Origin of the sequence: Rhodobacter sp. SY28-1 (assembly GCF_005222785.1) — a bacterium.
In the GTDB taxonomy this organism is placed as follows: domain Bacteria; phylum Pseudomonadota; class Alphaproteobacteria; order Rhodobacterales; family Rhodobacteraceae; genus Tabrizicola.
On record NZ_STGH01000001.1, the window covers coordinates 698,270 to 718,172 of the forward strand.

Consider the following 19,903-nt stretch of genomic DNA (forward strand, 5'->3'; position numbering starts at 1 on the left):
TATGGCAAACCCCGATGAGGAACTGACAGTCGCCCAGCGGCTTGGCCGCGCACTTGACCGCGGGCTGTTGCCTGCGGGCGGTCCGGCAGAGGCTGCGGAACGCCTGATCGAACGGCTTGAGCGCCCGGCCCGCATCGCGCTTCTGGGTCTTCCGGGCTCTGGCAAATCCTCGATCCTGAACCTTCTGGTCGGTGCCATCGTCGTTCCGGAAACGCTGCGTCTGCCGACGATCGTCGTGCAGTACGGCGAAGCCCCCCGGATGATCTGCACCCTGACCGACGGCAGCACGAAGATCCTGCCCGGCAGCGATCTGGCGGAAGTCCTGCCGCTGGCCCCGGCGCTGGTGACGCTGGAGATGGACCTTGCCGCGCTGAAGGTGATCAGCCTGCTGGAGGTGTCCGCCGGCCCGATGGAGGCGGAACAGAAGCGCGCGGCAAGCTGGGCAAGCAAGCGCGCGGATATCGTGATCTGGTGCACCACGTCCTATCTGCCGAAAGAGCAGGTGGTCTGGGAAAGCCTGCCGGATGCGGTCAAGGACAACAGCTTCATGTTCCTGACCAAGGTTGACCTGCTGGGCAGCCGTCAGTCGGCCTCGGCGATGCATGACCGGGTGGAGCTGCGGGCGGGTGAGGAATTCCGGCAGATCCTGTCGATCTCGGCCAAGGAAGCGCGGGCGGCGATGCCGCCGGGCGGGCCGGTGAACCGCGAACTGTTCCGTGACAGCGGCGCGTCGGCGGTGATCTCGGCGATCAAGACCCGCGTCCAGTCCGGACGGCGGGCGGATATGGACACGGCCGAGCTTTTGCTGGCGCGGCATGTTGAGGCCTCCGAACTGGTGGCACGGCGCTTTGCCGAGCCGGGGGAGGCGAGCGGCCCCTGGACCCCGCCGCCCGAGGCGGAGGAACCGGCCAGCGCCGCTGCGGTTGAAGCCGAGGAAATCCGGGATGAGCCCGAGGAAGTCGTCGAGACGGCTGAAACGGTCGCAACGGATGACGAGGATTGGTCCGAGGCGGAAGAGCCCGAGACGGACGAAGCAGAGGCTGTGGACGAGGTCGAGGTCGCTGAGGAAGCTGCTCCCGAGCCCGAGCCCGAGCCCGAGCCCGAGCCCGAGCCCGAGCCCGAGCCCGAGCCCGAGCCCGAGCCCGAGCCAAGGCCGGTGATCATTGACCCGACGCCGCCTGTCGCGGCCGAGGCAGGCCAGCCGGAAACCCGGCGGCGGTTCGCCGACCGGATCAAGCGCGTGGCGGGAGACGGAGAGCCGGCTGCCCCGCTGGTGCCGCTGCGGTCGACCTGGAAGTCGAAGGCCGAGCTGGGGGCTGCCCCGGAGCCCGAGCCGGAACCCGCCCCCCGGCCGCCCGAGCCGGTTCGGCGGCCGAGGCCAAGCCCGCAGGCCGCCACCGACGACAGCGATCTGGCGCGGATGCTGGCCGACATCACGGCATCGCCCGAACCGGCCCCCGAGGTGACGCCCGAGGCAGAGACCGAAGAACCGCCGGAAGAACCGGTGCTCCCGCGGGAGCGGATCCCGCGCGCCGTGACGCCGCGCCCGGAACGGAGTGCAGAGCCCCCGGTCCCGCCGCAGGAGGCCGAGCCGGATGCCCCCGCACCGGAACGGCGCAAGTTGTTCGGCGCGGCCAGACCGCCGGTCGCGGGCCTGACCCGCGGCACGCCGCTGCCTGACCTGTCCTCGCTGCGGGCCCGACCCGAGGAACTGGAAGGCGAGGGCGAGGCGGAAGAGCTTGAGGCGGAAGAGGCCGAGACCGAGGACGATCTGTCCGTCGCGGCAGAGCTTGAACCCGAGGTCGAGGAGCCGGTCGAGGACCACGCGCCTGAGCCCGAACCGGTGGAAGAGCCCACGCCTGCCCCCGCCGCGCCGGTGGAGCGGCCGCGCCTTTTCAATCGCGAGCCGCGCTCGCGTCCGGCGGAAGCCGCAGCGCCGGTGACGCCGCCGCCCGAGCAACCGAGGCCAAGGGAAGTTTCGGTCCAGCGTCTGCCCGCCTCGGCCCGCGCCGCGGCCCCCGCTCCGGCTGCGCCTGCGGCTCCGGCCCTGGACGAGGCCCAGTTCTCGCCCCGCGCGATCATGATGCGCGACCGGCAGGTGGAGACCGATCAGCCCACCCCGCGCCGCGAACGCCCCCGGATTGCCGCGCGGGCGGTCCCGGTTGCCGCCACCCCTGCCGCCCCCGCGCCCGACATCGGCCCGGACGCCGGTCTGGCGGATGAGGCGATCGCGCTGATCAAGGCGCGCGCCGCCGCGCTGGAAAGCGAGATCGACTTCGAGGCGAAGGTTCCGGTCGACCAGATTCTGGACCATACTCGCGAAACCGGCGAGCAGGTGCTTGCGGTCGTCTCGCGCGGGCGATCGGACGCGATGCGCCGAATCAATAGTGACCTTGGTGAGGTGCTGGACCTCATCACGTTGATGCAGTTGGAGAAAGGTCACGCGCCCGCGGATGACGCGCTGACCATGCTCTTGCAACTTAGACGCGAACTGGAAACATTACGCGCAGTGTGACGCCATTGTGAGCGTAGAATCGTCAAGAATGTGCCCAATTGGGACCACTTTCCAAACTTATGACATGATTGCGGGGACTTGTGTCGATTGGTGCTCGAACTAGGCGATTCAGCCCTGCAAGTGTGAGGTGAACATGGGACTCGGTGCGGTTGCAGAGAACGAGGACGCGCTGGACGGCATGGCCGCCCCGGAACCGGAAGTTGCCCTGAAGCGCAATTTTCCCGGGCTGGGCCGCATTGCCGATTCCATCAAGCAGTTCGAGGATGTGCTGCGCGATTTCGTGACCATGGCCGACCCGGACACGGCCAAGAAGGTCACCCGGATCATGGGCCAGGTGCGCGAGGTCGAACCCTCGGTCACCGTGATCGGCCAGATCAAGGCCGGCAAGACCTCGCTTTTGAACGCGATGATCGGCGCGCCGGGGCTGTTGCCGACGGACGTGAACCCCTGGACCTCGGTCGTCACCTCGCTGCACATCAACACGCCCTCGCCGGAAGTGAACGTGCGGGCGAAGTTCAAGTTCTTCGACAACGCGGAATGGGAAAAGCTGGTGTCGAACGGCGGCCGGATCGGCCAGCTGGCGGCGCGGGCCGGCGCGGACGAAGAGCTTGAGAAGCTGCGCCTGCAGGTCGTGCAGATGCGCGAAAAGGCGCAGGCGCGCCTGGGCCGCAAGTTCGAGATGCTTCTGGGCACCGAGCACCGCTATGGCACGGTCGATGATTCGCTGCTGCGCCGTTATGTCTGCGTCGGCGATGAGGAGTCGGGCGGGGCAGAGGCGGGTCGGTTCACCGACATCACCAAGTCCGCCGACCTGTATATCGACCGCGAAGACTTCCCGATCCAGATGTGCATCCGGGACACCCCCGGCGTGAACGACACGTTCATGATGCGCGAGCAGATCACGATCAACGCGGTCCGTGACAGCCGGTCCTGTATCGTCGTCCTGTCGGCCCACCAGGCGCTGACGACGATGGACATGGCGCTGATCCGCCTGATCGCGCATCGTCAGTCGCGCGAGATCATCATCTTCGTCAACCGGATCGACGAACTGCCCGACCCGGCAAGCCAGGTGCCCGAGATCCATCGCTCGATCCTGGAGACGCTGGAGAAGAACAACGCGCCGCCGGACATCGACATCATCTACGGCTCGGCCCATTGGGCGAACGCGGTGCTGGAAGGCAAGATCGACGAGATGACCGACGACTCGACCGAGTCGGCGATCAACTGGACCCGCGCGGCCTTTGCCGACAAGATGGCCGAATGGTCGGCCGAGCAGCTGGTCTGGCATGCCTCGGGCGTCCCGGCGCTGCTGGATGCGCTGGGGCAGCGGATGTACGAAGGCCCGGTGCGTGAGGCGCTGCAGAAGTCGTCGCGCCAGGCGCTGAACCTGGCGCAGTCGCTGGACGTGGTGGACCAGGTCCGCATCCTGGAATCGGACGGGCAGCTGAACCGGACGATGACGCCGCAGCAGCTGGACGCGGAACTGCGCAAGATCGAACTGGGCGCGGTCGAAAAGCTGACGCACCTGACGAACAACGTCTGCAAGGATTTCACCAACCGCATCGACCAGAGCTATGAGCGGTTTCTGGACCGCGCGACGAACAGCCTGATCGAGCATCTGCAGACCAATGGCGAAGACGCGACCTGGCACTACAGCCCGCTGGGGCTGCGGATGCTGCTGTCGTCCAGCTATCAGGTCGTGCTGAAGAAGATGCATGCCATCGCGGCCGAGGTGAACAACGAGACGGCGGTCCAGATTGCCGACCTGTACGGCAGGACCTTCTCGATCACGGTCGAAGGCTTCAAGATCGAGACGCCCGTGGTGTCCTACATCCCGCCGCCGATCAACCTGGGCCAGACCATCGCGCTGGACCTGCAGGTCGGCTGGTGGAAAGGCTGGTGGCAGCGCCGCCGGGGCTACAAGGCCTTTGCGCAGGACTTCAACAAGCTGATCCGGGCCGAGACTGACCCGATCATCAACGACCTGAAGACGATCCAGATCGGCCTCTTCCGCGAACGGACCCAGACCACCCTGCGGGACTTCCTGCAGGAACAGCGCGAGCTTCTGATGAGCGCGCTGGCAAGTTCCGAAATTTCGATGGAAGAGATGAAGGAACTGTTCGGCGTGAACGCCTGGGAAGACCGGCAGGAGTGCCTGGCTTCGATCATGGACGAACTGGCGATTTATGCTGACTGAGTAGCGTAAAGGGTACGAAAGGACCTGAGGAATGCCGCTGACCCGCAAACCCCGCATCGCCATCATGGGCGAATTCAGCTCGGGCAAAAGCACGCTCTGCAACGTGTTGATGGGGGCAAGACCGCTACTGGAGAAGGTGACGGCGACGCAGCTGCCGCCGGTCTGGCTGTCCTATGGCCCGGATGATGCCTACACGATGGGCCTGGACGGTCACGCCTATGATCTGGATCTGGCCGAGCTGGAAGACGTCAGCCTTGAGACGACCGAGCATGTCCGCATCTTCATGAAAAGCGACATCCTGCGGTATTGCGACCTGATCGACATGCCCGGGATTTCCGACCCCTCGATGTCCTCGGAAGTGTGGGAGCGGATGACGCACCTGGCAGATGGCGTCTTGTGGTGTACCCATGCGACCCAGGCGTGGCGGCAGTCGGAGTCGGGCGTCTGGTCGACCTTCCCGCAGGAAATGCGGCGGAACAGCCTGCTGCTGGTCACCCGGTTCGACAAGATCGTCGGCGAGAAGGACCGCGCCAAGGTCATCAAGCGGGTCGAGCAGGAAACCGAGGATCTGTTCGCCAAGGTCTTCCCGGTCTCGCTGTTGCAGGCGATGCGCGCGGGCGGGGACGAGGAGAAGTGGATCGAAAGCGGCGCGGACGATTTCACCAAGGCGCTGTTCGAGGTCATCCACCGGATCGTCGACGAGGGTGACCCAGAGCCGGGCGATGCGGGCAAGCCTGCCATCACTCCGGACCCCGCCGAGGAAACCGAGGTCGGGCAAAGCCTGATCGCCCGGACCTTCGAGCGGCTGATGGCAATCCGCAACACGCCGGTCATCAAGATCCAGCCGCGCCGGGTCGAGGCGAAGACCGAACGGCTGCTGCGCACCGAACGGCCGACGGCCGAGTCCGGCCCCACGCTGGTGACCTTTGCAGATCATATCGTCGGGACGGGCGATGCGATGCCGCTTGGCCGTCTGAAGACGTCGTAACGCGGAAAGGACGAAAGGGTGGGTGTGGCGGAAAGCCTTGGGGCGGTTGTGAAGGCCTTTCCGCAGGCGCGGCTTGTGGCCTTTGCCGATCTGTCCTCGCGCATGATCCTGACCAGTGCCGGGCCGATGGTCACGACGCAGGAACACCTGGACCGGCTGTGCAACCAGGCCCGCACCTGCTTTGACGACCCCCTGTTCGCCCTCTCGGTTGAGGCCTTTGGCGAACCGCATGCTGCGGTGGTGATGGGGCCGTCTGGCCTGCGCCTGTTCCTGCGGTCCGAGGCTGAGCCTGCCGACGCCCTGTGCTGCATCTGCGATCCCGGCATTGACCTTCCCGCGTTTGTGGCGAAAATCCGCGAAACGCTGGAAGGCATCACTGATGGCGGGTGATGCGCGTGCGTGACGGGGGCCGAAGAAGCCGTTGAACAAGGGAAGCGTTCCAATCCTCGCCCGTCTGCGCAGTCTGCAGGCGGATGTACGGGTGCTTTCGGGCGGGTCCCGCGTCATTGCACAGCCTGATGACCGCAACCCGGTGGCGCAGGTGTTGCGGGCGGCCAACGAAACCATGCTGGCCCGGTCGCTGGAGTTTCGCTCCTCCACCGGGGCGTCGTTGACGCTGGATGTCGCGGGGCGCCGGGTGTTGCGGCTGACGTCATGCATCGGCCTGCCGGGGGCGGAATCCTGCCTTGGCGCGGAAGTGCTTGAGGATGAGCACAAGGACGACCTCATCAAGCTGTTGCAGGCCGTGGCCGCCCCCCGGCAAGAGCTTCGGGTGATTTCCGGCCCAGTCGGCCGCGGTGGCGAGGAGGTCAGCGTCGGCCTGCCGGTCGCGCTTCTGGCAGACCTGCTGCTGGTCGAACTGAACGAGACCGACGCCGACGAGCCCCTGCCCGAGGAAGCGCCTGCCGAGCCCGAGGTCTTCGAGGAGCCGTCGTTCCAGCTGTCCGGCAAGGGCATCCGCGACTTTGCCGAAGGCGTGGGCCCGACCCTGATCGCCTGGCTGGTTCGGGGGGGCGATGCGGATGGCAGCACATTTGGCCCGGAAGAGATGGTCTCGCACCTGCAGGGGTTCCTGGACGATGAAACCGAGTCCGTGGTGCACCAGCTTGACCTGTTGTCAGCCCGGCCGGGCGATCCGATCTGCCTGATGCTGGGGGCCACGCTGATCGAGGGCCACAGCATCGTTTGTGCCCGGATGCAGGACTCTCTGCTTCTGGGCGTGATCGAGGGCGATGGCGCGCCCGCGGCCCTGGCCGCCTGGAACGCCCTTCTGCACTGAACCTGCCTGGTTCGCCCAGGCCTTGCGGGTCAGGCCCGGATCCACTGGTGCGCGAATTGTGACAGCGGCGTGGAAATTCCCTAAAACCCAATCGGTTAACAGGGTGTAAGGTCTGTTCCTGCTAGGAATGATCCCGGGTAAATGACTTGGGTGATGTGGATGGCTGCGCAAAGCAATGCGGCGCCGGTCATCATCAAACGGAAGAAAGTCGTTGGTGGCGGGGGCCACCATGGCGGGGCCTGGAAAGTGGCCTACGCCGACTTCGTGACCGCCATGATGGCGTTCTTCCTCTTGATGTGGCTGCTGAACGCGACGACGGAAAAGCAACGGAAGGGGATCTCGGATTACTTCAATCGGACGATCCCGGTGAACCGCATCTCGGGCGGCGGCGATGGCGCCTTTGGCGGCGACAGCGTCTTTGCCGAAGAAACGATGGCCCATACCGGCACGGGTGCGATGGACCGCAAGACATCCTCGGCCGCGTCGGACCAGACGGGCGATGAGGCGGGCAGGGGGGCTGCGGGCGAGGGTCGCGCCCAGTCCGAGCTTGAGGATGTCGAGAAGGCGCTTCTTGCCCGGGGTGGGGAAAGCAACACGATGGAGCAGCTACTGCGCCATGTCGTGACGAAGATCACCGACGAGGGGCTGGTGATCGAACTGTTCGACCAGCCCGGCGCGCCCCTGTTCATCGCCGAGACGGCGGAGCCTTCGCCGGTCATGCTGGCGCTGACCGATCTGATCGCCGAGGTCCTGAACCTGACCACGAACGAGATCGCGGTCAGCGGGCATCTGCGCGCGCATCCGGTGACCCTGATCGACAACCCGGTCTGGGACCTGTCCGCGCTGCGGGCGCAGGAAACGCGCAAGATGCTGGAGGCGGCGGGGCTTGACCCGGACCGGATGCAGCGCATCTCGGGCTTTGCCGACCGCAAGCCTGCGGTGGCCGATCCCGCCGCCGAACGCAACAACCGGATGGAGGTCATCCTGCTGCGCCGCGACCGATAATCGTTCGACTTTTAGCCGTTAGGGCGGTGTTAAGCGATCCGGGTGCAGCTTTGCCGGAACGAAGGGCGAAGCAGCAGAAAGGCGCTTTCCATGACGATTTCCTCCTCGCTAAGCGCGGGTGTGGCCGGGCTGAATGCCAATGCCACCCGTCTCGCTTCGATTTCCGACAACATCGCGAACTCGGGCACCTATGGCTACAAGCGCGCCTCGACCGATTTCACCAGCATGGTCATCACCTCCTCTCGCGGGGCGGGGACCTATTCTGCGGGGGGTGTCCGGGCCTCGACCGTCCGTCTGATCGACGAACGCGGCGATCTCGTGGGCACGGGCAATCCGCTGGACCTGGCAATCGCCGGTCGGGGCATGCTGCCGGTGATCAACCAGGTGTCGCTGGGCAACGCTCTGTCGGACACGCCCTTGCTGATGACGCGCACAGGCAGCTTCCGCACCGATGCCGACGGGGTGTTGAAAACCGATTCCGGTCTGGTGCTGCTGGGCTGGCCGGCGGATGCCGATGGCACGATCCCGTCGAACCCGCGCGACACGATTTCCGGGCTGGTGCCGATCGTGATCAACACCAACCAGACGGCGGGCGACCCGACGACAACGATGAACCTCGGGGTCAACCTGCCCGCGACCTATACCGTCGCCGGGTCCACCGCCGTTCCGCCGCCCTTGTCGGTCGAATATTTCGGCAACCTCGGCACGTCTGAATCGCTGGAAGTCACCTTCGTGCCGGTGGTCCCAGCCACCGGCTCGTCGAACCAGTGGACGATGCAGATCCGCGACAGCGCCGGGGGCGGCAACCTGATCGGCGAATACAACCTGACCTTCGACGACAGCCGCGGCGCGGGTGGCACGCTGGCCTCGGTCACCGTGGTTTCAGGCGGCGCCTACAACCCGGCGGACGGTACGCTGGCGCTGACCGTGGCGGGCGGACCGATGACGGTGGGCATCGGCCGGCTGGGCGACCCGAACGGGCTGACGCAGCTGTCCGACAACTTCGCCCCGGTCTCGATCACCAAGAACGGCTCGCCCGTCGGCAACCTGACCACGATCGAGGTCGACGAAAAGGGTTATGTCAACGCGACCTACGACACAGGCTTTACCCGGCGGCTCTACCAGATCCCGCTGGTCGACGTGCCGAACCCCAACGGCCTTCTGTCGCTGTCGAACCAGACCTACCAGGTCTCGCCCGACTCGGGGTCGTTCTTCCTGTGGGACGCAGGGTCCGGCCCGACCGGCTCGATCCAGGGCTATTCGCGCGAGGGGTCGAAGACCGACGTTGCGGCCGAGTTGACCAGCCTGATCCAGACCCAGCGCGCCTATTCGTCGAACGCCAAGGTGATCCAGACGGTGGACGAGATGCTGCAGGAAACCACCAACATCAAGCGGTGATAGGCGATGAGCATCACCTCTGCCCTGGCCGGGGCCCTGTCGGGCCTGTCGGCCACCTCGCGGCAGGCGGAAATCCTGTCGTCGAACGTGGCCAATGCCACGACGCCCGGCTACGCCCGGCGGCAGGTGGGGCTTGGGTCGGCCGTGCTGGCGGGCACCGGGCAGGGGGTGCAGGTGCTGGGCGTCACGCGCGACGTGGACCGTCATCTTCTGGGGGAACGCCGGATCGCGCAGGCCGGTGGGGGCGACCGTGATGTGCGGGCCGGGTTCCTGGCGCGGATGGAGCAGGCCCTCGGCACGCCCGATAGCGCCGGGTCGCTTGCCGCGCGGCTTGCAGCCTTTGACCAGGCCCTGGTCGAGGCCACCGGACGCCCCGAATCGCAGGCGCGGCTGGGCACCATCGCAGCCACCGCGCGCTCGCTGATCGACGGGCTGGCCTCGGTCTCGGGCGAAATCCAGTCGGCCCGCGCCACCGCCGACCGTCGTATCGGCGAGGAGGTGGGCAAGCTGAACGCGACGCTGGGCCAGCTGCACGAGCTGAACGTCGAGCTGCGGTCCTTCACCGGAGCGGGGCGCGATGTCTCGGCGCTGTTGGATGAACGGCAACGGCTGATCGACCAGGTCGCAGCCATCGTCCCGGTGCGCGAGATCCCGCGCGACCTAAACCAGATCGCGCTGTTCACCGTGGGCGGTGCGCCGCTGCTCGAAGGCTCTGCCTCGGTCATCGGCTTTTCCGCAACCCATACCATCACGCCCGACATGACCCAGGCGCTGGGCGGGCTGTCGGGGATCACGATCAACGGGCGGCCCTATGACACGGAAGGCTCGGCCAGCCCCATCCTGGGCGGCAAGCTGGGCGCGCTGTTTGCGGTCCGCGATGACCTGGCTGTCACGGCGCAAGGTAAACTGGACGCCGTCGCGCGGGATCTGGTCGAACGGTTCTCGGCCGCCGGGGTCGATCCGACGCTGGTGCCGGGAGACCCGGGACTGTTCACCGATGCGGGCCTGGCCTTCGACCCGCTGAACGAGGTCGGCCTTTCGTCGCGCCTGCGCCTGAATGCGCTGGCCGATCCTGCGCAGGGCGGGGCGCTGTACCGATTGCGCGATGGGCTGGGTGCGGCGACCGAGGGCCCACCCGGAAACGGAACGATTCTGCAGGCCTTGCACGGCGCGCTGTCCGGCGCGCGCGCCCTGTCCTCGACCGCCTTTACCGCCGGGAACCGCAGCTTTGCCGCGCTGACCGGCGATCTGATCTCCGACGCCTCGGCCCGCCGGCTTTCGGCGCAGTCGGACCAGACCTTTGCCGCCGCCAAGCTGACGGCGCTGACGGATCTTGAGGCGCAGAACGGCATCGATACCGACCGCGAGATGCAGGAGCTTCTGGTGATCGAGAAGAACTATGCCGCCAATGCCAAGGTCATCCAGGCCGTGGCCGACATGATCGACACCCTGATCAGGCTGGATGGATGATGCGCATTTCAGTTGGTGACGCCAGCCTGACGAACATCCTGGCCCGCCAGGGGGCAGACCTGCGCGGGCAGGTGCAACGCGCCTCGCAAGAGGTGGCAAGCGGCAAGCATGCCGATATCGGGCTGGCCCTGCGCGGGGATTACTCGCCGCTTCTGGCTGTGGATGCCAGTCTGTCGCGCCTTGCGGCCTTCAAGGCAACGGCCACCGATGCGGCCTTTCAGACCGCCGCGCAGCAATCGGCGATCACTGGGCTGTCGCAGCTGGCAAGCGGGATCTCGACCCAACTGATGGGCGCACGCGATGTCTCGACCCCCGCCCAGATCAGCACCCTTGCTTCGGACGCCCGGGGGCGGCTCGGCTCGGCCATCGGGCTGTTGAACACCCAGGTCTCGGGGCGCGCGATCTTTGCGGGGCAGGCGACCGACACCGTGCCCCTCGAGACAGCCGATGACCTGCTGGCCGCGCTGGAGACGGCGGCGGTTGGAGCAACGACGGCGGGGCAGGTGGCTGCGGCGGTGGTGACCTGGTTTGATGACCCGTTGGGCTATGGTGCTTTCTATCAGGGCGGCGCGGCGCTGACCGGGGCTCCGGTCGCCCCGGGTGAGGTGGCGGACCTGTCGACGACCGCCATGGACCCGGCGATCCGCGACACGCTGGCCGGGCTGGCGATGGCCGCCCTTCTCGATCGTGGCATCCTGGCGGGCAATCCGGAGGAACGGGCCCGCCTTGCGGCGACGGCCGGGCAAAGCCTGACCCGCAGCGAAGAGGATCGCATCACCCTCTCCGCCCGGATCGGCACGGTCGAGGCGCAGATCGAGGCCGCCCGCACCCGCAATTCCTCCGAGGAAACCTCGCTTGGCATCCTGCGGTCGGACATCGGCTCGGTCGATCCTTACGAGGCCGCAACCCGGCTGGAAACGATCCGGGCGCAGCTTGAATCGCTCTACCTCGTCACCGCCCGCGTCTCGCGCCTGAGCCTTACGGAGTACATCCGATGATCCGCCTGTTCCTTGTGCTTCTGTTCCTTGCGACTTCGACCGCGGCCGAGCCGATCCGCATCAAGGATCTGGTCGAATTCGACGGCGTCCGCGGCAACGACCTGGTGGGCTATGGCCTGGTGGTGGGCCTGAACGGCACCGGCGACGGGTTGCGCAACGCGCCTTTCACCGAAGAGATCATGGCCAACCTCCTGGAGCGGCTGGGGGCCAATGTCACGGGTGAAGAGTTCCGGCCGAAGAACGTCGCGGCCGTCTTCGTGACCGCGCAACTGCCGCCCTTTGCGCGGGCGGGGGGGCGGATCGATGTCACGGTCTCGGCCATCGGCGATGCGAAAAGCCTGCTGGGAGGCACGCTGGTGATGACGCCCTTGAACGGGGCGGACGGGCAGATCTATGCGGTCGCGCAAGGCTCGATTCTCGCTGGCGGGGTTTCGGCTGGTGGCGAGGCGGCCGGCGTGACGCAAGGGGTGCCGACGGCGGGGGTGATCCCTTCGGGCGCGCGGGTGGAGCGGGAGGTGGAGTTCGATTTCGCAGGCCTGCCGGTGCTGCGGCTGGCGCTGAAGGCGGCGGATTTCACTACGGCCGAACGGATCGAGCGGGCGGTGAACGCTGAATTCGGCGGGCGGGTGGCCGAGATGCAGGATGCGGGCACGGTTGCGGTCGACATCGGGGCGACTGGCATGCGGTCGCCCGCGCATGTGCTGGCGCGGCTGGAAGGCATTCTGGTGGAGCCCGAGACGCGGGCACGGGTGGTGGTGGACCAGCGGTCGGGGACCATCGTGATGGGGGCCGATGTGCGGATCAGCCGGGTCGCGGTGGCGCAGGGCAACCTTACATTGCGGGTCGAGGAGAGCCCGCTGGTCATCCAGCCCAACCCGTTCTCGGAAGGTGAGACGGTGGTGGTCCCCCGGTCGAATGCCGAGATTGCCAAGGACGGGACCGGGCTGGCCGAGATCCGGGGCGGGACCGATCTGGCCGAGGTGGTCGCCGGGCTGAACGCGCTGGGGGTGGCCCCGCACGACATGATCGACATCCTGAAAAGCATCAATGCGGCGGGGGCCCTGCACGCCGAGTTTGTGGTCAACTGACCCGCGGTCCTGCGTGGGCAGAATCTGTTCGCTATTGGAATCAATGGCTTGCTTGTTGGTGTTTGGGTTTCGTTAACCCTGACGCGGCAGGCCCCTCACGCTGGCCCTCTCCCCCAGGGATAGAGGGGACGCGGGGTGGCGGCGGTGGTTTCTGGTCCTTTTGCCGGGGCGGCACATCGGGACGGACTCCCGGAACGGGCGGGCGTGAGGGTAAGGTCAAGAGCTCAAAGGAGCCGACAGGAAGGCCGCACCCGCGATACCGCGACGGGTGGACTCGGTTGTCGGCGGTGCGAGACGGGCGATCGTGGGCCAGGGATACAGGCCTGTCGCCAGGTAGACATAGCCCACTCCCAGGCCACGAGCGCCTTTGCAGCGCGGAGGCTCGACGTGCACCGACAAGCGGCCCCGCGCAGCGGCGAGAGGGCCGCAGTTGACCCTTCCGGGCGGGGGGCGTAATCCGGGGATAACCCAAGAAAGAGCACCGAATTGACCATTCACCTGTACCAGAACGACCTTCCCGACGGGCTGACCCTTGGCCCCGTCGTTGCCATCGACACCGAGACCATGGGCCTTGACCCGCGCCGGGACCGGCTGTGTGTCGTGCAGCTGTCGGATGGCAATGGGGATGCGCATCTGGTACAGATCGCCAAGCGCCAGACCCGCGCGCCCAATCTTGAACGGCTGCTGACCGACCCCGCCACGCTGAAACTGTTCCATTTCGGGCGCTTTGACATCGCGGTGATGAAGAAGGCTTTCGGCGTCACCACCTCTCCGGTCTGGTGCACCAAGATCGCGTCAAAGCTGATCCGCACCTTCACCGACCGGCACGGGCTGAAGTACCTGCTGGCCGACCTTGTTGGCGTCGACGTGTCGAAACAGCAACAGACGAGCGACTGGGGCTCGGTCACTCTGACCGAGGCGCAGAAGGAATATGCCGCGTCGGACGTCTTGTACCTCCACCAGCTGAAGGCTGAGCTTGAGGCCCGCCTGATCCGCGAGGACCGGCTCGACCTGGCGCAAAGGCTGTTTGCCTTCCTGCCGACTCGGGCCGAGCTGGATCTTCTCGGCTGGGAAGACGCCAATGACATCTACCTCCACTGACCTTCTCGCCACCGGCCGCCGGGTGATCCGCCGCGAGGCGGGGGCGCTTGACGTGCTGGCCGGGGCGCTGGACGACAGCTTTGCCCGGGCGGTCAGCCTGTTGATGGCGGCCAAGGGGCGGGTGATCGTGTCGGGGATGGGCAAGTCGGGCCATGTCGCGCGGAAAATCGCGGCGACCTTTGCCAGCACGGGCACGCCTGCGCATTTCGTCCACCCGGCCGAGGCGAGCCATGGCGATCTGGGCATGGTGGCCGAGGGCGATGTGCTTCTGGTCCTGTCGAACTCGGGCGAGACGCCGGAGCTTGCAGACATGCTGGCCCATGCCAAGCGCTTTGCCATTCCGCTGATCGCGATCACCAGTCGCAAGGGTTCGACGCTGATGCGGCAGGCGACGGTGGGGCTTTTGCTTCCAGACGTGCCCGAGGCCTGCGAAAAGGGGATCGTCCCCACCACCTCGACCACGATGACTCTGGCCCTGGGCGATGCGCTGGCCGTCGCGCTGATGGAACACCGCGCCTTCACGCCAGACCATTTCCGCATGTTCCACCCCGGCGGCAAACTGGGGGCGCGACTGCTGAAAGTACGCGACCTGATGCACGACAACCCGCCGCTGGTGGCCGAGGGACTGGCGATGGGTGAGGTGCTGGTCGAGATAACGAAGCGCGGCTTTGGTGTCGTCGGCGTCGCGGATGACCAAGGTGATCTGGTGGGCATCATTACCGACGGCGACCTGCGGCGGCATCTGGAAGGGCTGATGCTGCACAAGGCGGGTGAAGTGATGACGGCGAACCCCCGCACGATCGGCCCGGATGCGCTGGCGGGTGAGGCACTGGCCTTGATGAACGACCGCAAGATCACCTGTCTTCTGGTCACCGCCCCGGACAGCCGCAAGGCGATCGGCATCCTGCATGTGCATGATTGCCTGCGCGCGGGCGTCGCGTGACGATGGCACGGGCCGACACGCACACGCGGGTGGTGGGCTGGCTGAAGGTTGCTCTGCCGCTGGCGGCGCTGGCGATCCTGTCGACGCTGTTCCTGGTTGCGCGCCGCATAGACCCCGAGGCGGCGCTGCCCTATGCCGAGGTCGATGTCGAGGACCTGGCGCGTGAGCCGCGCATGACGGCGCCGACCTATGCGGGCACGACCTCGGACGGGTCGGCCCTGACCCTGTCGGCGGACGAGGCGCGTCCGGCGGCCGAGGGCACTCCAGCAGCGGCAGCGGGGCTGCTGCTGGAACTTGCCACGCCGGATGGGTCGCGCACCGATCTGACCGCGGTGACGGCCCGGATGGACCCGGCGGCGCGCGAGGTGGTGCTTTCGGGGGGCGTGGTGGTCACGACCTCCTCCGGCTACCGGCTTGAGACGGCGGAAATGGCGGCCAAGCTGGACCGGACTGGGCTGGAAAGCCGGGCGCCGGTCACCGCGACAGGCCCTGCCGGGGACATCCGCGCGGACCGGATGGTGCTAAGTCAGGATCCCCGGACCCCGGGTGCCTATGTTCTGGTTTTCAATGGCGGCGTACGGCTGGTATACCAGCCCGGCGGCTAGACAGGCTCGCAGAGGTTTTTCGCATGGCATTCACGCTTCGGTCTTTCGGTCTGGCTGTCGGACTTGCCCTTCTGGCGACGGGCGCACCCGCGCAGCAGAAGATCGCCTTTGGCGATCTGAACCAGGACACGACCCTGCCGGTGCAGGTGACGGCGGATCAGTTGGCGGTGAACAATGCCGATGGCTCGGCGGTGTTCAGCGGCAATGTCGTGGTCACCCAGGGTGAGATGAAGCTGGCGGCAGCCGAGGTGATGGTGACCTACGGGACCGAGCAGAACGACATCGAGAAACTCGTCGCCTCGGGCGGGGTGACGGTGACCAACCTTGGCGATGCGGCCGAGGCGCGGGAGGCGGTCTATACCATCGACAGCGGAGTGATCGTGCTGTCGGGCGATGTGCTGTTGACGCAGGGGCCGTCTGCGATGGCTGGGCAAAAGCTGACGATCAACCTCAAGGATGGGACCGGGATCATGGAGGGTCGGGTGACGACGACCTTCGTGCCGGGGGGTAACTGATGGTGGTGGCAGCGTCCCAGCGGCCTGAACTGACGGTGACCGATGGCAGTGCCGGGCTGCAGGTCCGGTCCTTGCGCAAAAGCTACAAGAAGCGGCCGGTGATCCGGGATGTCAGTCTGGACCTGCGCCGGGGCGAGGTCGTGGCGCTGCTTGGGCCGAACGGGTCGGGGAAGACGACCTGCTTCTACTCCATCGCCGGGTTGGTGATGCCGGAAGGCGGGCAGGTCCTGATCGACGGCAAGGACGTGACCGCGCTGCCGATGTACCGCCGCGCCCGGCTGGGGATCGGCTATTTGCCGCAGGAGGTCTCGATCTTCCGGGGCCTGTCGGCGGAAGACAACATCCTGGCCGTGCTGGAGATCGTGCAGCCGGACCGCCACAAGCGGCGGGAACGGCTGGAGGAGCTTCTGTCGGAATTTTCGATCACCCACCTGCGGCGGACCCCGGCGCTGGCCCTGTCGGGCGGGGAGCGGCGGCGGGTGGAGATCGCGCGCTGCCTGGCGGCGGATCCGAAATACCTGCTGCTGGACGAACCCTTTGCCGGCGTGGACCCGATCGCAGTGGGGGAAATCCGCCACCTGGTCCACGATCTGAAGGCGCGGGGGATCGGGGTGCTGATCACCGACCACAACGTCCGGGAAACGCTGGAAATCGTGGATCGGGCCTACATCCTGCACGACGGCAAGGTGCTGATGTCGGGCACCACGGACGAGGTCGTGCGGGACGAAACCGTGCGCCGGGTCTATCTGGGCGAGAACTTCCGCATCGTCTAGGCGGCCCCCCGAACTGCGGCAATCGATTCGGTTGACAACTCGGGCAAGGGTAGCGCCAAATGACGTCAATGAGCGCGTTACATGACCATGTCTCCGGTCGGCATTCTGCGGTGGCTCCACCCGGCAGAGACGGTGTGACGCGACGTTTTTTCTGCCCATTACCGGAAGGACGGTCGCACCGGGCGTAACCCGGAGGCGGTCGTCGGCATGCGAAAAGGAGAGATCATGCGTTACCAGATCAGCGGGAAACAGATCGACGTTGGTGAGGCTCTTCAGACCCATGTGAAGGCGGAACTGGGTGAGGTCGTTGAGAAGTATGCGCAACGGCCGACCGAATGTGTCGTGGTTTTCTCGCGGGTTGCGCATGAGTTCGTCTGCGAGACGGTGATCCACCTGTCGACCGGGCTGACCGCGCAGGCCAAGGGGCATGCGTCCGAGATCTATGCGGCCTTCGAATCCTGCCGCGAGAAGATGGACAAGCAGCTGCGCCGCTACAAGCGGCGGATCCGGAACCACCACAACCACCGTGCGGGGCCTGTTGAATTCGGCGGGGCGTCCTCGTATATCCTCGCCGCAACCGAGGATGCCGAGGAAACTGAGCCCGAAAGCCTGCAGCCCGTGGTCATCGCCGAGATGGAGACGAAGATCCCTTCGATCACCGTGGGCGAAGCCGTGATGCAGATGGAGCTGGCGGGTCAGAAGATGCTGGTGTTCCGGAACGAAGGCCATGGGGGCGTGAATGTGGTGTATCGTCGGGATGACGGGAACATCGGCTGGATCGACCCTCGCAACAGCAAGTAACGCGTCCCAGTGACGCAGGAAAATCGCCGACCCATGGAACTTTCCAAGCTAGTGGTGCCAGGTGCTGTCCGCGTGGTCGGCCAGTTCACGTCGAAGAAGCGGCTGTTTCAGGAGCTGGGCGAGATCGCGGCGCAGGCCTATGGGCTGAATGGGGCGGCGGCAATCGACGGGTTGCAGGAACGGGAAACCCTGGGGCCGACCGGCGTGGGGCATGGCATCGCACTGCCCCATGCCCGGCTGGAGGACCTGAAGGGGATCATCGGGGTCTTCGTGCGGCTGGAAAAGCCGCTGGACTATGACAGCGTCGACCGCCAGCCGGTGGACCTGGTCTTCGGCCTCTTCGCGCCCAAGGATTCCGGGGTCGACCATCTGAAGGCGCTGGCGCTGGTCAGCCGGACGATGCGGGACCAGGGTGTGGTGGCAAAGCTGCGGGCGAATTCGGACCCGGCCAAGCTGTACGCGATCCTGACCGAGGCGCGGGCGCCGCAGGCGGCCTGAGCCTGTCCACGGTGGACAAGCTATAGGTTCCTTTTCAAATCAAAGGCTTGGTCGCGGGCTTTAGGTGTTTCTTAGTCCCTGACCGCGGGCGGATTCCCCCTCACCCTGACCCTCTCCCCCCTGGGGGAGAGGGGACGCGGGGTGGCATCGTTGCGCTTTCTGATTTGGCAGGGACCCCCTCCCTGGCCCTGCCCCTGAAGGAGAGAGAGGGGACGCGAATGGCGATGTTGGTCAGCCTGGAGCGGCGGCGTGCCAAGTCGAGCTGTCGTGGCCTCCGGCGGGAGTATTTGGAAGAGGGCAAATCAGCTTGGAGGACTTTCGGGGTGAGGACCGGTCGCTTCAGGCTTTCCAGCGGGTGAAGCCGAAGCCCATGTAATCGCGGGCGTAGGCCTCGGCTGCGGCGGATTCCAGAGATTCGTCCCAGATCGACAGGAGCGCGGTTTCGGCGGGATCGGCAGTGAGGGCGGGCGGGGCGACGCCAGCCTCGGCCGCAAGGGCGGCGAGGCCTTCGGCAAGGCGGTCTTCGCGCAGAAGGTGGTCGAGCGGTTGGAAGCCCGCCATCCCCTGCACCAGCGCGGTCTGGCTGGCAAGGCTGGGGTCGACGCGGGCGCCGGTCTGGCCGCCGATGGCAAGACGGCAGTAGTTGAGGAAGATCAGGAACGCGGCGCGTTCGGCTTCCGGGGTCGCAAAGGGCTCACCCGGGGGCTGCAATTCGGCGAGGAAGCCGTTGATCAGGATGCGACGGAGGTCCTGCGCTTCGGCCAGGACGATCTTGCGGCGGAAGGCGACATGGGCGCGCAGCAGGGGATGGCGCAGGACGGTGAAGCTGCGGTGGCCGGAATGCTTGCGCTTCCACTGGCGGAGCGACTTTTGTTCGAAGCCTTCGGTCACCTCCCCAAGCGCGGCAAACCAGTCGCGGATCGCGGTCGCGGGGCCGGATCGGATCGGGAAGAACAGAAGGCCGGTTTCGGAGGCGATCGCGGTCGGCACGCCTGCGGCCCGGCGCGGCTCGAAACTGGGGGTGCGGCCAAGGTTGAAGACGTCGATCAAGGCGATGGCCTCGGCGATGGCTTCGGGGTTCTCCAGCTTGTCTTCCAAGGGCCCGGGGTTCTGCTTTTTCAGCGTGTCGTCCAGCTGTTTCACCCGCCCTTCGACCCCAAGGAAGGCCGCAAGGCCGTTCAGCACCTCAAGCGAGCCGAGGTCTTCGTAATCGAGGTAAAAGGCGGTCTGCCCGGTGGTTTGCAGCGACTGCACCAAAAGGAGCTGGAAGGCCTGAAACTCGCGCAGAAGTCCGATGAATTCCGGCACATCAAAGCGGACCTTCGCGGTCTTCAGGCGGCGGGCATTGGTCAGCTTCCACTGGTCGGTCGCCTGGGCAATCTTCCAGCTGATATAGCTTTCCAGCGGGTTGCGGGTCAGGATGATCTTGGCGCAGGCCGGATCGGGCAGCACGTCATCCAGGATGCGCAGGTCGTGGTCGTGGAAGAAGCGGAAGCCGGGCAGGCCTTCGGTTTCCTCGCGCAGTTTCCTAAGCAGGGAGCGGGGGTCGCGGTCGCGCTCCTCCATCGTGATGCCGAACAGCTCGGTCCGGTCCTTCTTGCCCAGGATGTAGCGGTTGAAGACCTCGCCATGGCTGTGGACGCCGGGGAGCGCGTTCAGGTTCGCCTCCAAGAGGTTCGACCCGGTGCGCATTTCGGCGAAGACGACGAAGGAGGTGAAGCGGGGCATC

Annotated in this window: 18 protein-coding genes; 17 read left to right on the forward strand and 1 reads right to left on the reverse strand. The window is 66.4% G+C overall.

Annotated elements, in window-relative coordinates; genetic code table 11:
* The first annotated feature begins 1 nt into the window (after position 1).
* The 17 genes from E8M84_RS03510 to E8M84_RS03590 all read left to right on the forward strand — a co-directional run bounded on the left by E8M84_RS03510 (position 2) and on the right by E8M84_RS03590 (position 18,174).
* Complete coding sequence (locus tag E8M84_RS03510; protein ID WP_137109778.1) at positions 2 to 2,515, forward strand: GTPase domain-containing protein; 2,514 nt, start codon at positions 2 to 4, stop codon at positions 2,513 to 2,515.
* 133 nt (positions 2,516 to 2,648) lie between these two features.
* The gene (locus E8M84_RS03515; RefSeq protein WP_137109779.1) at positions 2,649 to 4,712 is read left to right on the forward strand and encodes a dynamin family protein; all 2,064 of its coding nucleotides are present in this window, start codon (positions 2,649 to 2,651) and stop codon (positions 4,710 to 4,712) included.
* A 31-nt stretch (positions 4,713 to 4,743) separates the two neighbouring features.
* Positions 4,744 to 5,700 carry a dynamin family protein gene (locus E8M84_RS03520; RefSeq protein ID WP_137109780.1) on the forward strand — a complete coding sequence of 319 codons (957 nt, stop codon included), beginning with the start codon at positions 4,744 to 4,746 and terminating at the stop codon, positions 5,698 to 5,700.
* An 18-nt stretch (positions 5,701 to 5,718) separates the two neighbouring features.
* Entirely contained in the window at positions 5,719 to 6,090 is a 372-nt protein-coding gene (locus tag E8M84_RS03525) for a hypothetical protein (protein WP_137109781.1), read from the forward strand.
* A gap of 31 nt (positions 6,091 to 6,121) precedes the next feature.
* The gene (locus tag E8M84_RS03530) at positions 6,122 to 6,979 is read left to right on the forward strand and encodes a hypothetical protein (protein ID WP_137109782.1); all 858 of its coding nucleotides are present in this window, start codon (positions 6,122 to 6,124) and stop codon (positions 6,977 to 6,979) included.
* Positions 6,980 to 7,138: 159 nt separating this feature from the next.
* A complete protein-coding gene (locus E8M84_RS03535; protein ID WP_137109783.1) occupies positions 7,139 to 7,984 on the forward strand; it encodes a flagellar motor protein MotB in 846 nt (281 codons plus the stop codon).
* A 90-nt stretch (positions 7,985 to 8,074) separates the two neighbouring features.
* A complete protein-coding gene (locus E8M84_RS03540) occupies positions 8,075 to 9,382 on the forward strand; it encodes a flagellar hook protein FlgE (RefSeq protein ID WP_137109784.1) in 1,308 nt (435 codons plus the stop codon).
* 6 nt (positions 9,383 to 9,388) lie between these two features.
* On the forward strand, positions 9,389 to 10,852 hold the full coding sequence (flgK, locus tag E8M84_RS03545) for a flagellar hook-associated protein FlgK (protein WP_137109785.1): 1,464 nt from the start codon (positions 9,389 to 9,391) through the stop codon (positions 10,850 to 10,852).
* Complete coding sequence (locus E8M84_RS03550; RefSeq protein WP_170971845.1) at positions 10,852 to 11,850, forward strand: flagellin; 999 nt, start codon at positions 10,852 to 10,854, stop codon at positions 11,848 to 11,850. Before flgK ends, E8M84_RS03550 begins: the two co-directional genes overlap by 1 nt.
* Positions 11,847 to 12,938 (forward strand): flagellar basal body P-ring protein FlgI, encoded by a 1,092-nt coding sequence (locus E8M84_RS03555; RefSeq protein ID WP_137109787.1) that lies wholly within the window; start codon positions 11,847 to 11,849, stop codon positions 12,936 to 12,938. Before E8M84_RS03550 ends, E8M84_RS03555 begins: the two co-directional genes overlap by 4 nt.
* Positions 12,939 to 13,424: 486 nt before the next feature.
* Complete coding sequence (locus E8M84_RS03560) at positions 13,425 to 14,039, forward strand: ribonuclease D (RefSeq protein ID WP_137109788.1); 615 nt, start codon at positions 13,425 to 13,427, stop codon at positions 14,037 to 14,039.
* The gene (locus tag E8M84_RS03565) at positions 14,020 to 14,982 is read left to right on the forward strand and encodes an SIS domain-containing protein (RefSeq protein WP_137109789.1); all 963 of its coding nucleotides are present in this window, start codon (positions 14,020 to 14,022) and stop codon (positions 14,980 to 14,982) included. The genes E8M84_RS03560 and E8M84_RS03565 overlap by 20 nt, the downstream gene beginning before the upstream one ends.
* Positions 14,983 to 14,984: 2 nt before the next feature.
* Positions 14,985 to 15,587: an LPS export ABC transporter periplasmic protein LptC gene (gene lptC, locus E8M84_RS03570; RefSeq protein WP_137109790.1), complete on the forward strand. Its 603-nt coding sequence runs from the start codon at positions 14,985 to 14,987 to the stop codon at positions 15,585 to 15,587.
* A gap of 23 nt (positions 15,588 to 15,610) precedes the next feature.
* A complete protein-coding gene (locus E8M84_RS03575; RefSeq protein ID WP_137109791.1) occupies positions 15,611 to 16,102 on the forward strand; it encodes an LptA/OstA family protein in 492 nt (163 codons plus the stop codon).
* Complete coding sequence (gene lptB / locus E8M84_RS03580) at positions 16,102 to 16,875, forward strand: LPS export ABC transporter ATP-binding protein (RefSeq protein WP_137109792.1); 774 nt, start codon at positions 16,102 to 16,104, stop codon at positions 16,873 to 16,875. Before E8M84_RS03575 ends, lptB begins: the two co-directional genes overlap by 1 nt.
* Positions 16,876 to 17,100: 225 nt before the next feature.
* Complete coding sequence (gene hpf, locus E8M84_RS03585) at positions 17,101 to 17,676, forward strand: ribosome hibernation-promoting factor, HPF/YfiA family (RefSeq protein ID WP_137109793.1); 576 nt, start codon at positions 17,101 to 17,103, stop codon at positions 17,674 to 17,676.
* A 33-nt stretch (positions 17,677 to 17,709) separates the two neighbouring features.
* Positions 17,710 to 18,174, forward strand: coding sequence for a PTS sugar transporter subunit IIA (locus tag E8M84_RS03590; protein WP_137109794.1), 465 nt, complete (start codon positions 17,710 to 17,712; stop codon positions 18,172 to 18,174).
* A gap of 339 nt (positions 18,175 to 18,513) precedes the next feature.
* Here the strand turns inward: E8M84_RS03590 and E8M84_RS03595 are convergent, their stop codons facing one another.
* A complete protein-coding gene (locus E8M84_RS03595) occupies positions 18,514 to 19,902 on the reverse strand; it encodes a nodulation protein NodH (protein WP_137109795.1) in 1,389 nt (462 codons plus the stop codon).
* Position 19,903: the final 1 nt, after the last annotated feature.